Annotated in this window: 12 protein-coding genes; 11 read left to right on the top strand and 1 reads right to left on the bottom strand. The window is 56.2% G+C overall.

Features of this window, described 5'->3' with window-relative positions; translation table 11 throughout:
- Positions 1–51 precede the first annotated feature (51 nt).
- Positions 52–1,200 carry a glycoside hydrolase family 113 gene (locus tag CDA63_RS11250; protein ID WP_126546826.1) on the bottom strand — a complete coding sequence of 383 codons (1,149 nt, stop codon included), beginning with the start codon at positions 1,198–1,200 and terminating at the stop codon, positions 52–54.
- Positions 1,201–1,336: 136 nt separating this feature from the next.
- On the opposite strand from CDA63_RS11250, the gene CDA63_RS11245 reads away from it, so the two are divergent.
- From CDA63_RS11245 to CDA63_RS11195, 11 genes are all read left to right on the top strand, one after another.
- Positions 1,337–1,999: an ABC transporter ATP-binding protein gene (locus CDA63_RS11245; protein WP_088464556.1), complete on the top strand. Its 663-nt coding sequence runs from the start codon at positions 1,337–1,339 to the stop codon at positions 1,997–1,999.
- 352 nt (positions 2,000–2,351) lie between these two features.
- Positions 2,352–3,146, top strand: a complete 795-nt coding sequence (locus CDA63_RS11240) for a hypothetical protein (RefSeq protein ID WP_088464555.1) — start codon at positions 2,352–2,354, stop codon at positions 3,144–3,146.
- Between the two features lie 135 nt (positions 3,147–3,281).
- Entirely contained in the window at positions 3,282–5,207 is a 1,926-nt protein-coding gene (locus tag CDA63_RS11235; protein ID WP_088464554.1) for a RecQ family ATP-dependent DNA helicase, read from the top strand.
- 78 nt (positions 5,208–5,285) lie between these two features.
- Complete coding sequence (gene murI / locus CDA63_RS11230) at positions 5,286–6,122, top strand: glutamate racemase (RefSeq protein WP_088464553.1); 837 nt, start codon at positions 5,286–5,288, stop codon at positions 6,120–6,122.
- A 321-nt stretch (positions 6,123–6,443) separates the two neighbouring features.
- A complete protein-coding gene (locus tag CDA63_RS11225; RefSeq protein WP_088464552.1) occupies positions 6,444–7,070 on the top strand; it encodes a CsgE family curli-type amyloid fiber assembly protein in 627 nt (208 codons plus the stop codon).
- Between the two features lie 41 nt (positions 7,071–7,111).
- On the top strand, positions 7,112–7,537 hold the full coding sequence (locus CDA63_RS11220; RefSeq protein WP_088464551.1) for a curli production assembly/transport component CsgF: 426 nt from the start codon (positions 7,112–7,114) through the stop codon (positions 7,535–7,537).
- Between the two features lie 110 nt (positions 7,538–7,647).
- A complete protein-coding gene (locus CDA63_RS11215; protein ID WP_088464550.1) occupies positions 7,648–9,066 on the top strand; it encodes a CsgG/HfaB family protein in 1,419 nt (472 codons plus the stop codon).
- 632 nt (positions 9,067–9,698) lie between these two features.
- Complete coding sequence (locus CDA63_RS11210) at positions 9,699–10,457, top strand: hypothetical protein (RefSeq protein ID WP_088464549.1); 759 nt, start codon at positions 9,699–9,701, stop codon at positions 10,455–10,457.
- 138 nt (positions 10,458–10,595) lie between these two features.
- Positions 10,596–11,195 (top strand): hypothetical protein, encoded by a 600-nt coding sequence (locus CDA63_RS11205; protein ID WP_088464548.1) that lies wholly within the window; start codon positions 10,596–10,598, stop codon positions 11,193–11,195.
- Positions 11,196–11,376: 181 nt separating this feature from the next.
- Complete coding sequence (gene csgH / locus CDA63_RS11200) at positions 11,377–11,760, top strand: curli-like amyloid fiber formation chaperone CsgH (RefSeq protein WP_088464547.1); 384 nt, start codon at positions 11,377–11,379, stop codon at positions 11,758–11,760.
- Positions 11,761–11,939: 179 nt separating this feature from the next.
- On the top strand, positions 11,940–13,370 hold the full coding sequence (locus tag CDA63_RS11195) for a carboxypeptidase-like regulatory domain-containing protein (RefSeq protein WP_165768274.1): 1,431 nt from the start codon (positions 11,940–11,942) through the stop codon (positions 13,368–13,370).
- Positions 13,371–13,510: the final 140 nt, after the last annotated feature.

Raw genomic sequence — 13,510 nt, 5'->3', positions numbered from 1 at the left:
TCTCGGTCGTACGTGTTTTCGATTCCCGTACCCTTCCTCATTCCTCATTTCTCACTTCCCCTTCAGAAACCACTGGGCCATCACCTGTTCGGCGGGTTTGTGCTGGGGGGTGAAATCAAGGTGGCGGCGGGCGGGGCCATCGGGTTGCAGGCCGGGGTACCACTTCCAGACGAATAATCCCTTAAACCAGGGCCGGGGCCAGAAGGTCTCGAATAGGGCAGCGTAGCAGGCGGCCTGGGTGGCCTCGTCGGGGGGCGTGAGCACGGCCAGCCGGTCGGGCCACACCCAAGGTTCGATGGCCGCGTCGGGCGTGGTTTTGTAGCCGACCTCGGTGAACACTATGGGCTTACGGTACTGCTTGTGCAGGGCCTCCAGGCGGCGCAGTGGTGGCTGCCAGGCAGCCAGCAGAGTAGCTTTGGTGGGCTGATCGATTTTGCTGAGCGGGAAGTAGGCCTGCACGCCAATGAAGTCGAGTGCGTCCCAGAACTTCACCTGCTCAAACTCCCCGCTCCAGTTAGCGGCGTAGGTCAGCGGGCCGTGATACACCCGCCGGATCTGGCCAATAAGGTGCCGCCACTCAGCCTCGTGGCTTACGGTCTGGGCCAGCTCAGTGCCGATGCAGAAACCGTCCAAATGGCCGGTTTCTGCCACCTCGGCATAATGGAGGATGAACGTGGAGTAGCTAGCGAACCAAGCTTGCCAGTCGGCGTCTGAGGTCATTTTTACGTCGCCGGGCCAGGTGCCGCCCTCGCCGCGCAGCCACAAATGAGGTTTAAGTAAGGTACGGATGCCGCGCTGCTGGGCCCGGGCGGCCGTGAGTAGCAGGCCCTGGTCGCTCTCGCCCCAGTAGTGGCGGTTGCCGCTGCCGGTGTGCAGCTGCACCTCGGGTACGGCCGCGCCGGGCTGCCAGCCGAAGGGGGTCTGGGCAATCCAAGTTACGCCGGCTTGGGTAAGGGGCTCCAGGTCGAGCGAGGAAACGGAATCGGAGCCCACCCAGCTCACGCCCCGCATCCGGCCATCGGTGGGCGGTGGCCCTACGCTAGTGCGGACAGCAGTTTGGACCGGCGTCATGGCAATAGATTCGGCCTTGCGGGGCCAATACCACCAGCCTAGTGCCGCCGCCAGTAGCGCCGCTGGCACGAGTAGCAGCCACCGCAACCAACGCGTAAATCGAAAAGCAGGGAAGGGCATCGCATCCATAGAGTGTGTGAAGATAACGCAAACCGGGCGGGTAAGAGCCAAATAACCGGCTTGCTACACGCCCGATGCCACCCCAACGCCCGACATTACGTAGATTTGTTTCCGTACTTTCCTTTGCCTTACTCCCCGATCCGTTTTGCTGCAAGCCATCAACGTCCGCAAAAGCTACAACACGCTCGAAGTGCTTAAGGGCATCGACCTGACCATTGAGAAGTCGGAAATCGTGTCCATCGTGGGCTCGTCGGGGGCCGGCAAGAGCACGCTACTCCACATTCTGGGCACGCTCGACAACCCCGATTCGGGCGAGGTGCTGTTTGATGGCGAGTCGGTCAGCTCGCTGAAACGCTCCGATCTGGCCCGGTTTCGTAACCGCCACATCGGCTTCATCTTCCAGTTTCATAACCTGCTGCCCGAGTTTACGGCCCTCGAAAACGTGTGCCTACCGGCCTACTTGGCGGGCCGCTCGGAGAAAGAAACCCGGGTGCGGGCCCGCGAATTGCTTGGCATGCTGAATCTGGAGCGCCGCGCCGACCACAAGCCCTCGGAAATGAGCGGAGGCGAGCAGCAGCGCACGGCCGTAGCCCGGGCCCTCATCAACTCGCCCGAAATAATATTTGCCGACGAACCCAGCGGCAACCTGGACTCGCAGAATGCCCAGGAGCTGCACCAGATATTCTTCCTGCTCCGCAAAGAGCTGGGCCAGACCTTCGTTATCGTCACCCACAACGACCAGTTGGCCGAAATGGCTGACCGCACCATTACGATGAAGGACGGCAACATCTGGGAGGGTCCAAATTAAGATCAGCGTTCAGTAGTGCCTGTGCTAACCCCGAAACGCCGGCCCCGAGCCGGCGTTTTGCGTTGCTGCCGGGCGGAGTGCGCCGCAGCTTCAGCAGCAGTTAGGGTTGGATGCCGCTCCATCGCATCGAGCCAGTAGGGACGCGTGGGGCTGTTCGGCCAAGCAAGGCTGTGGCTACTGCGGAGCTAAATGAGTTAGTGGCTAATATGGTTGGAAATAAAATTTGTAAATAGCTGATAATCAGTGATAAAAATTATATAAAAATCTGCGAATTTTTGCACTATTTGCGTCGGGCAAAGGTTATACAACCGAACCCCACATACGGTATTACAGGAACCTAACGGAAAACACCATGAGCCAAGCAGTGAAAGCCCCGAAAGAGCCCATCCGCAAGCCCAAAGTAGAGAGCTACGACTTGTCGCACTCCGATGAAACGCTGCATCTGGCCACGGATCTGGCCAAGTTTATCAAGGAAAACAAGCTCACCACTAACGTGCAGGGCAAGGAGTACGTGAACGTGGAAGGCTGGCAGTACGCTGGCTCTCGCCTGGGCATCGTGCCCGTGGTGGAGCACGTCATCAACGTGAGCAACGAGCAGGAAATTAAGTACCAGGCCAAAGTCATCCTCTTCGATCTGAAGAGCGGCCAGACGGTGGGCGCCGGCTTCGCCGTGTGCTCGAACAAGGAGCAGGGCAAGAAATTTTATCAGGAGTTTGCCATCATGAGTATGGCCCAGACCCGGGCCATTGGTAAAGCTTATCGCAACATTTTGGCCTGGATTATCCGCGCCGCCGGCTACGAGCCCACTCCGGCCGAGGAGATGGACTACGGCAACAACATGCCCACCGTGGCCGAAATGCCAGCCACGCCGGCTCCTCAGCCCGCTCCTGCACCGGTAGCCGCCATGAAGGCCGTACCCGCCGAGCCCACGGTAGCCACCGAATCGTCGGCTCCGGCCTATGCTTCGGCTTCGCAGAAGGAGGAAATTATCCGGCTACTTAACCACCCGGTCGTTACCCGGGCCGAGAAGACAAAGATGCTGCTCAACATCAATCGCCTTGATGAAGAGCGCGCCACCCAGGCCATCAGCAAGCTGAAAAAGGCTATCGACGACCGCGAGAACGGCCAGACAGCCGTGGCCGCCTAAATTGTCTGGCGTTGCGTTATGAGAGCCCGGTTCCGCAAGGAGCTGGGCTTTTTTGCGACCCCACCCCCAACCCTCACCGCTTGATTCGCGGAATCCTACGGCGAGGGTTGGGGGTGGGGTTCGTACTTTTGCCCTATGCCCGAACTCGCGACTGATGATATCCTGCACGTGTTGCGCCAAACCTGGGGGCACACCCAGTTTCGGCCTTTGCAGGAGGACATCATCCGGTCGGTGCTGGCAGGGCACGATACGCTGGCGCTGCTTCCCACCGGTGGGGGCAAGAGCATCTGCTTCCAGGTGCCGGCGCTGGCCCGGCCGGGGTTATGCCTAGTGGTGTCGCCGCTGATTGCGCTGATGAAGGACCAGGTGGAAAACCTGCGCCAGCGCGGCATCAAGGCCGAAGCGGTGTACGCCGGCATGAGCCACCAGGAAATCGACCAGACCCTCGACAACTGTGTGTACGGGCCGGTAAAGTTCCTGTATGTGAGTCCTGAACGGCTGCTGACCGATATGTTCCGGGCCCGGGTGCCGAAGATGAAGGTGAGTCTGTTGGCCATCGACGAAGCGCACTGCCTCTCGCAGTGGGGCTATGATTTCCGGCCACCCTACCTCCGTATCGCCGAGCTGCGGGCGCTGCTACCGGACGTGCCGTGCATCGCCCTCACGGCCACCGCCACCGAGCAGGTGCGCCTCGATATCGTAGAAAAGCTACTTTTCGGGACTACGCACCGCGTTTTTCAGCAGAGCTTCGCCCGGCCTAACCTGTCGTACTCGGTGCTCAGCACCGAGGACAAGTTCAAGCGGATGCTGGAAGTGGTGCGCGGGGTGGGAGCTGAAAAAACCAGTATCGTGTATGCCCGCACCCGCCGCCAGACCGAAGACGCCGCCCACTACCTCCAGCAGCAGCGCATTGCCGCCGCCGCCTACCACGCCGGCCTGCCCTCCGACCAGCGCACCCGGGTGCAGCAAGACTGGATGCAGAATAAAACCCGCTGCATCGTGGCTACCAACGCCTTCGGTATGGGCATAGACAAGCCCGACGTGCGCCTGGTGGTCCACCTCGATGCACCCGACAACTTGGAGGCTTACTACCAGGAAGCGGGCCGCGCCGGCCGCGACGAAAAGTACGCCTTTGCCGTGCTGCTGAGCGGGCCCAACGATGCCGACGAGTTGCGCCGCCGCACCCGCCTGAGCTTCCCGCCGCTGGATACGGTGCGGCGAGTATACCAGGCGCTGGCCAACTTTTCGCGCACGGCCGTGGGTGGGGGCGAGCTGGTGGCCTTCGACTTCGACTTGCAGCAGTTTGCCGAAACCTACCGTATCCGCGCCCTCGACGCCCACAACAGCCTGCGCACGCTGGCCCGCGAGGGGTTCGTGCAGCTGAATGAGGCCGTCAGCAACCCCGCCCGGGTCCACATCCCCATCGACCACACCGACCTTTACCGGTTCCAGGTCGCCAACGCCCAGCACGACCAGCTCATCAAGAGCCTGTTGCGCTTTCACGGGGGCGAGATGTTCGCGGGCTTCCAGCGGATTTCCGAGAACAGCATCGCCCAGCACCTGCGCCTGAGCGTGGTGGACTTGCGCAAGATGCTCGTGTTCCTGCACCGCTCGGGCATCATCCAGTACCAGCCCCGCCACGAGTCGCCCCAGGCTCTGTTCACGACCCCGCGCCATGATGCCGACAAGCTGCCGCTGGAGCAGAAGCGCCTGCACCAGCAGCGCGACCTGGCCATCCATAAAACCGACTCCGTGATTCGGTATGCCGCCGGCAACCGCTGCCGCCAGCAATTGCTGCTAGAGTATTTCGGGGAGCTCGACGCGCCGGCCTGCGGGGTGTGCGACTTCTGCCTGGCCCGCAAAAAAGCCCGTCAGGAGGCCATTCCGCTGCCCGAGTTGCGGGCCCAGCTGCTGGAACTGGTGCAAGAAACTCCCCAAACCCCCCGCGAGGTGCTCACCCACTACGCTCCCGGCCAGGCCTCCGCCGTCACGGCCCTGCTGCGCGATTTGGTGGAGCTGGGGGAGCTACGCTACGCCGCCGATGGCCGGCTGAGCGGGTAGGAGGGAGCCCCCTCCTGCAGTGAGGCCACAGTAAAAAAGCCGGGCTTCTACGTCCTTACACTTTATCTTCGTCTGCTGATGACTTCCCTAACTGCTTCCCCCGACCTGACCACCCGCCCCATCGGCATCTTCGACAGCGGCATTGGCGGCCTCACTGTGGCCCGGGCCGTAGCGCAGGCGCTACCCGATGAGCGGCTAGTGTACTTCGGCGACACGGCCCACTTGCCCTACGGCGACAAAAGCACGGCTGCTATTCAGGCGTACGCGGTAAAAATCTGCGACCTGTTGTTGCGCCAGCAGTGTAAAGTCATTCTCATTGCCTGCAACTCAGCCTCGGCGGCCGCCTACGAGCTGGTGCGCGAGTACGTGGGCTCTAAGGCGCGGGTGCTCAATGTCATCGACCCCATCGTAGAGCACGTAGGGCAGCAGTATGCCGGGCGCACGGTGGGCCTCATTGGTACCAAGCAAACCGTGAATAGCAACGTCTATAAGAAGAAGATTGACGACCTCGACGCGGGCGTGGACCTGCGTAGCCTGGCCACCCCGCTGCTGGCTCCCATGATTGAGGAAGGCTTTTTCAACGACTCCATTGCCAGCAACGTCATCGAAACCTACCTCTCCAATTCGGGCCTCGAAGGCATTGAGGCACTGGTGCTGGCCTGCACGCACTACCCGCTCATCAAGCAACAGATTGCCGCGTTTTACCAGGGCCGAACTGAAGTGCTCGATGCCTCCGATGTGGTGGCCCAGCATGTGCGGCAGTACTTAGCTGCCCAGCAATTGCTGGCCCAACCGGCGTCGGCGTTGCCCCGCCATCATTTCTACGTTTCCGATTTCACCCGTTCATTCGAAGAAAGCACTCGCATATTCTTCGGACAGGAAGTGCAGCTAGAGCATTACCCTCTCTGGGAGTAGCCTTTTGCGTGATAAACGGCAGGTGTGGCACCCCGGCTTACCGAGCTCATTCCTCGGTAGGGTGGGTTTTCATTGTCTTCTCAGATGGTAAAATGGGATTTAGGAGCCTTATGAAATATGTGCTTAATTGTATAAGTTGCTATATGATAGTGTATTACACTATTGATTTAAGCCTTGAATGGTAATAAGTCAAGAATGATTTAAGTAGAAATACATGCTATTATTTGTATTTTTTGATTAAATAATTACATTTATGCCGTCGAATCATTACTTCAGGTAGACGAATACCTTCCTGCACAAACCTCCTTCACCACTCCAATCATGATGACAACCAGTTGGGGGCAGTTTCTGGCGCAGCGGTTGGCACTAGCCAAAAATCCGACGCGGTTAATGCTCATCCGATTAGGATGTCTGCTGGGGATGTTATTGCTCACCCAGGTAAGCTGGGCTCAGGGGGAAAAGCGGGTGCCGGTTCGAGATAAGGCTCCTAACAAAACCACCATCCCTACGCAGGAGGCGAAGGCTAATCCATTGTCACCAAAGCAGTTGGAGGAAGCCTTGCGGTTGCTGTTGGCAGCTACTGCCGATTCGGCCAATACCGAGAAGCTTCAGCGTGGATTTGAAATAGACGGCTTGGTCGTTGACCAGACCATCAGCAAGCTAGGGCGCGACTTTTACAGCCAGTTTTTCAGCACGTTTGAAGCACCCGCAGGCTCGGGCGACTATTTGGTCACCATTACCGAAAAACCAGCCCGGGGTACTAGTATCCTTGTCACGGTAGCCGTCAACAATACCGATGTGCTGGAAATGCCGCTCCAGCCGAATGAGGAATACATTGAAGCTGCTGCCAGCGAAGCTGTTGGTACGGTAACGCAACATCTCATCGAAAATAACCGCTTGGGCAACGAGCTGGAACAAGGCAATAGCCAGCCCCTGGAAGTCTATTAATTGCATTTGCACGCGTGTTTCCGACCTCAACCTGCTTCGCCATGAATTATCTCTACTATTCAGTTTTCGCCCTGTTGCTGGCCTTGGTGTCTGCACCGGCTGCCACCGCGCAGGATTTTATCTACGAGCCGGTCAATCCTAACTTTGGAGGCAATACGTTCAATTATTCTTCGCTGCTTAGCTCAGCCTCAGCTCAAGACACTTATAAAGATCCGGATGCTGCTCGGGCCCAAGCCGTCGAAGATCCGCTTACTGCATTCGCTACCAATCTCAATCGCCAGATTCTGAGCCAACTCACCGACCGCTTTATCACCGACCAGTTTGGCAAGGGCACGGTGCGGGCCGGCAACTACTCGGTGGGCGGCTACCAGATTCAGGTAACGCCCGGCTCGAATGGAGTCGTCATCGTTATTTCCGACCCTGCCACTGGCAACCAGACCACCGTTACAATTCCCAATCTGCCTTAGCAGGCTGATGTAGTGCCGGCCCTGAGCCTGTGGGTGTTGCCATCGGTACCGTATGCGCTTGCGTGTTTCTGCTATTCCTTTCCCTCCGACAATAGTCGCTGTCTCTCTCTATGAATACTGCTACTGTGCGCCCCTACACTTATATAGGGTGCTTACTGATTGGGTTACTGCTGGCCGCCTGCAGCCCTTATTTTCATCAGCCCTTTGGCCCCGAGCGGGCCCGGCTGGGGGCCGAGGTGGATGGTAATGCCGATATGCGCAACTTGCCTGCGCCGAAGTCGCGCACAGTGGTAGCGGTGTATAAGTTTCGCGACCAGACCGGCCAGTATAAGCCCCAAATCAACGGCTCCAGTTTCTCAACGGCCATTACCCAAGGCACAACCACTATTCTGCTGCGGGCCCTCGAAGAATCGGGCTGGTTCGACCCCATCGAGCGCGAAAACTTGGGTAATCTGCTCAATGAGCGCAAAATTATCCGGTCTACCCGGGCCGAGTTTACCGAGCAGACCGGCGTGAAGCAGCCCGTGTTACCGCCCCTACTATTTGCGGGCGTGATGTTGGAGGGCGGTATTATTTCCTATGATGCGAATATGCTTACCGGTGGAGCAGGGCTGCGCTATTTTGGTACCGGAGCATCGGGCCAGTACCGCCAAGACCGTGTAACGGTATATCTGCGAGCCATTAGCACCAGTAATGGCCGCATTCTGCGAACCGTATATACCTCCAAAACCATTCTCTCCCAGCAGATTCAGGGCAGCTTATTCCGCTTCGTTAGCTTCAAGCGCCTGATGGAAGCCGAAACAGGCTTCACCTATAATGAGCCCAGCGAAATGGCTATCAAAGAAGCCATCGAAAAAGCTGTACAAGCCCTTATATACGAAGGCATTCAGGATCGGCTCTGGCTACCCCGAGATTCGGCCGAAGCTACCGGCCCTAAAATGATGCGGTATGTAGGCGAGCGGGAGTATGGCAAGTTCTATGACGTGTTGGGACGGCAGGTGCTCAACCGCGAGAAGGGCCTGCTGGCCACTATTTCAGCTGGTGGTCAGCGTTATGCTGGCGACTTCGCCTCGCCTCGTACCACCGCCATTACCCAGCTCCAGGTAGCCTATCAGCCCGCTGGGGGATTCTTGAACCCTTACTTTGCCATTGGGCAAAGCCGGCTGGCTGCCCGCCAGTTCTTCGACCAGAAGTTCTACTTCACCGAAGCCGGCGTAATGATGCGCATGCTACCCACCGACCGCTTTACACCTTATCTGCAACTGGGTGGCGGTATAACCACTAGTAGCAAAAGCCAATCTACGGTGCAAGCTTCCAGGCGATTTACACCGCATGTTTCAGCCGGGGCCGGTCTCGAATACCGATTCAGCGTGAACTGGAGTATGTTTGGAGGAGTGGATAGCCGCTTGTTCCTGCGCGACGATATTGATGGCGCTGATGCCGGACGCTACAACGATAATACCGTTGGAGCCCGTATTGGCATTACGTATCAACTCAGTGCCCGTCGTCCTAAGCCAACGGTTAAGTAACTGCCAGTAAGGCTTTGTAACATCATTACGGGCGCATAAACCCAACATAAGCCACTGAGTAACGTGCGGACGTACAAGCGCACATAAGCAGCATACAAGAGCCTTAGTTCAGCTAATGCCCCACAGCAAAGCCCTTACGAGGTGGCCGTTGTGGGGCATCGGCTTTATCCGTTGTCTTGCGCAACATGCGTAGCGATGATGCCAAGTGTTTAATATCATCTCCCTGGGGCTCTAAGTTGCCTGACTCACAGCCTATGCAGTTACTGGTTTTTACGGGTAATATATTGATATTAAAAGAGTTGCAGAGATGCCCAGAGTTCTGGGTCAACCTTTGATGACAGAATATGTATATAAAAAGGACAATTAAAAAATAATTATGTTATACTTTGTTAATTTTCGTACTGATAGTGAGGTAGTTATGTATGGTAACTAAGGTATTGGGATTAGAATTGTAATATTACCATTGAAAATTATAATAAAAAAATGATAATAGGTGCTTGATACTTAATTATTCTCATTTATATTTGTCTCAATCAAAGGGCAAGGATAATGCGAAAAGGGAATAGTACCCTGATAGCTTTTCCATTTGTCTGAGATGTTCATTTATTTCCCCACCTTTTTTTTCTATCATCATGAAAAAAGTACAACTACTCGTCGCTGCTGCCGTTCTCTTCGCCAGTTCGGCCTACGCCCAGACGGGCACCCGCGACTCCTTCCGTGCAGTAAACGCCTGCCAGGGCTGCGAACCTGTCGCACCCACAACTCGTGATGCCAACCAGAGCAACCCTAATGGCACGCCTGCTCTTGCGGCCATCGATAACTGCTCAGTAGTGATACAGGGTGGTTCCGGTATTAACCGTGGTGATAACAATCGTGCAGTAGTTGACCAGTCTGGTTCAGGCAACCGTGCTTCGCTCTCTCAGTTGGAAGGCAGCAATAACTACGGTCTGCAGGTGCAGACTGGTAATGGCAACCAAGCTCAGGCTCTTGTATATGGTAATCGGAACACCACGCTCCAGATCCAGACTGGTAATAGCAACAGAGCGGGAATCAACGTTGACCAGGTGATTGGATTGGCCTTTGACTCCCGAAACGGGGACGACAACCTCGCCCAGCAGCGCCAGAATGGCGAATCGAATGATGCCGACATCAAAACGTATGGCGATAGAAACATTGCCTCTCAGGATCAGAATGGCCTCCGCAACAGCGGCCGTATCTTCCAGCGTGTGAATGGCAGTGCCGCCACCCAGATGCAGATCGGTAACGACAACACTGCGGTAACTTTGCAGGGTGGTACAGCCAACGTAGCTTCTACCATCAGCGGTCAGCGTAGCTGCATTGAGCAGGGTGGCAACGGCAACCAGGCACTGGTAATGCAGAACCGTCGCTAGGCCTCCGGGTATAGCAAAGTAAGCCTGCACAGCAAGTAGTGGCGGCCGGGCCTCTTTTCTCGCCGGAGAGAAGAGCCCGGCCAATGCCATTTACTGCTTAGCAGGTCATCTATAGAACTTTGCATAATTTCCCAAACTATGAAACAGTTCCGTTTTTTTGCATCTCTCAGCCTGTTTGTCTGGCTGCTAAGTTGGGCTAATATGGCGCAGGCGCAGCAGCAGGGCCTGAGCGAGGCCGGTAGCAGCTCCCAGCGCTTAGTCGAAGACTTTGGCCTGCTAGTAGGCGACCAGTCTCTGGCTCCTTCGCTGACTAGTACCCGTAACCTGGCAAAACTGGTGCAGTTGGGTAACCTCAACAAGGCCCAGGCCCAGCAGGATAACCCCGGCAATATTGCCAACCAAGCATATATTACGCAGGTAGGTTTGTCCAATGAAGCAGTACTTGTTCAGAAGGGTAGTGGCAATACTACTACTATCAACCAATTTGGACAACGTAACCAAGCAACCAGCAAGGTAAGTGGCGACAACAACACGACCAAGCTGAACCAGATTGGCAACGACAACCGCCTCGTGCGCGATGTGGCGACCAACCAGACCGATTTCAAGCTGACTCAGCTTGGTAACAACAACCAACTCCGGCAAACTGGTACTGAGTCGTTGGCTCCTCCGCGTTATGAGGTAGAGATGCGCGGCAATGGCATTCAACTCTCTATTCAGAACGGCCGCATCGGTCAGTAGTATCTCCGTTGGCTACCACTTACCGGTTGTCTTAAACGCACAAACACCCGCCCTCCGGAAGTGGCGGGTGTTTGTGCGTTTAGGTTATCAACTATAATAATTCGTCAAATAATTAAATTTACATAGCAGCTTGTTTCTGGAAAAAGGTATATTTGACAATCGTAAAAAACAATAAAGAGGTATGCATACTATCCTTCTCTTCATGGCTGGCTGGGCTGCTCTGCTTGGAGTAAGCCAAGCAGTTTCGAGTCCGGCATGTAAGGCCTGGCTGCAGGCAACGCCCCGCGGCAACATGCTCGAAATGACCGGCAACTGTAGCAGTCTGGCAGGGGCTACCGGTCGTTATCGCTACGAGATGAGCGTAGAGCGTCATTCCTCCGGTGGCCACTCCAAGAGCCAGCAAGGTGGCGAATTCGAGTTGGCTGCTGGTCAGTCGGTCGTGTTGTCTAGTACGCAAGTAAATATTGATGGCCAAACCACTTACATTGGCCGTCTGCGCGTCTTCGATTCGCAAAATGTTTTACTGGCGCAGGATTCTGTTCGCCATGAGCCCGGGAATAAGTAGTTTCAAGCTCACCATCTTAGTTCGGCAACAAGGAGCCGATGTACTATAGAAGGAACTTTCGTTTTTCATTATATATGCTTCCATCCATGTTGCTTCCCATCCGCTTTCGAACGCTGTGGTTGCTCTTAACCTGCTGTACACTCTGGCTTACCGGTTGCGAGGACAATCCGGTCGAGCCTGTGTTATACGGCAAGGTAACCGGTACCGTGCGCGACGCCCGAAATAATCAGCCGCTTGCTAATGCCTCCATTACCACAACGCCCGCTACCTCTTCAGTAGCAACCGATGCCCAAGGCAATTTTGAGTTAACGGGCGTACCTACTGGGCGCCTGACCATCGCGGCTTCCAAAGCCGATTACCGCTCCGTGACGGTGGCCGTAACCGTGGAGAGTGAAGCCGCTGTCGCAGTGTCTATTGTACTGGAGAAAAATCTTTCGGCCACGCCGCCATCTGCGCCCGTCCGGCCCTCTCCAGCCGATCAGGCAACGGTACCTGGGCCCGATGTGCTACTAGGATGGCATCCGGCCGGAACTGATAAAGGTGATTCGCTACGCTACGATGTGGTGTTGTACCAAGGCACCAGTGGCACTGCCCGCAATTTGCTCACTAACAGCCGCGACACCGTTGTACGGGCTACGCAGTTGAGTTACAATACCACCTACTTCTGGCAGGTGACAGTTCGTAATGCCGGTGGTAGTTCGGTTCGCTCGCCGCTATGGAGCTTCCGGACCGATGTACAACCCGATAACCGCTACCTGTTTGTACGCACCGAAAATGGTAATACCGACATCTATTCTAGCAACGAGACTGGCACCACGCTTACTCGTCTGACCACCTCGGCCTTTGTAGAGGCTAATCCGCAATTGAGTCCTAACCGCGACCGGATTGCTTATACCTCCAACGCTACCGGTCAGTTCCAACTTTATACCATGAACCGCGACGGTTCCGATTCGCGGCAGATAACGTTGCAGCCAGTAGATGGCTACTTCAACCAGGGAGTTGGTTATCGTTGGTCGCCCGATGGGGGGCAGCTGATCTACAGTAGCTACAACAAGCTTTATCGCATCAACCGCGACGGCACTGGCCTGACGGTGCTGGCCACAGCACCGGCCGAGCGCCATTTTCGCGAGTGCGACTGGACAGGGCAGGGAAACCGCATTGTGGTGCAGACGGTGGGCGTCAGCATTTACGATTCTGAATTTTACCTACTCAACGCCGACGGATCAAACTTCAAGCAGCTCATCGGGAATTTACCCGGCCGCCTCGATTCCCCATCGTTTAGCGTCGACGGGCAGCGCATCGTATATACCCGCGATGTAGACGCATTTAGTGACGGTGCCGGCCGACAGCTTAACGCGCATATTTTCACGCAGAATCTCGATGGTAGTGGCCAGGTTGATGTATCGTCAGGTTCGAGTGGTACTGCTAACTCCACCAAGCCTGCTGGCTTCAATGACATCCTGCCGCACTACTCACCCAATGGAGCCCAGATAATCTTCGTGCAGGTGAACAACGTGGCTCAGTCCGTACCCGAAATTTTTACAGTCGATTTAAACGGCCGCAACCGGGTCCGGCTATTCGAGAGGGCTACGATGCCTGATTGGAAATAATACCATGCCTACACACTCGAAAGGGTCGCTAGCATAGTGCTATGGCTCGCACGACGGGTCGCTGGCCTTGATCCGGCAACTGGCCGCCCGCGACGAGCGGGTGCGCTTCGTGGATTTCAGCCGCAACTTCGGCCACCAGA

Origin of the sequence: Hymenobacter amundsenii, assembly GCF_002204745.1 — a bacterium.
Taxonomy (GTDB): domain Bacteria; phylum Bacteroidota; class Bacteroidia; order Cytophagales; family Hymenobacteraceae; genus Hymenobacter; species Hymenobacter amundsenii.
The sequence above is the reverse complement of the archived record's forward strand: the minus strand, read 5'-3'. Positions and strand labels throughout refer to the sequence as shown.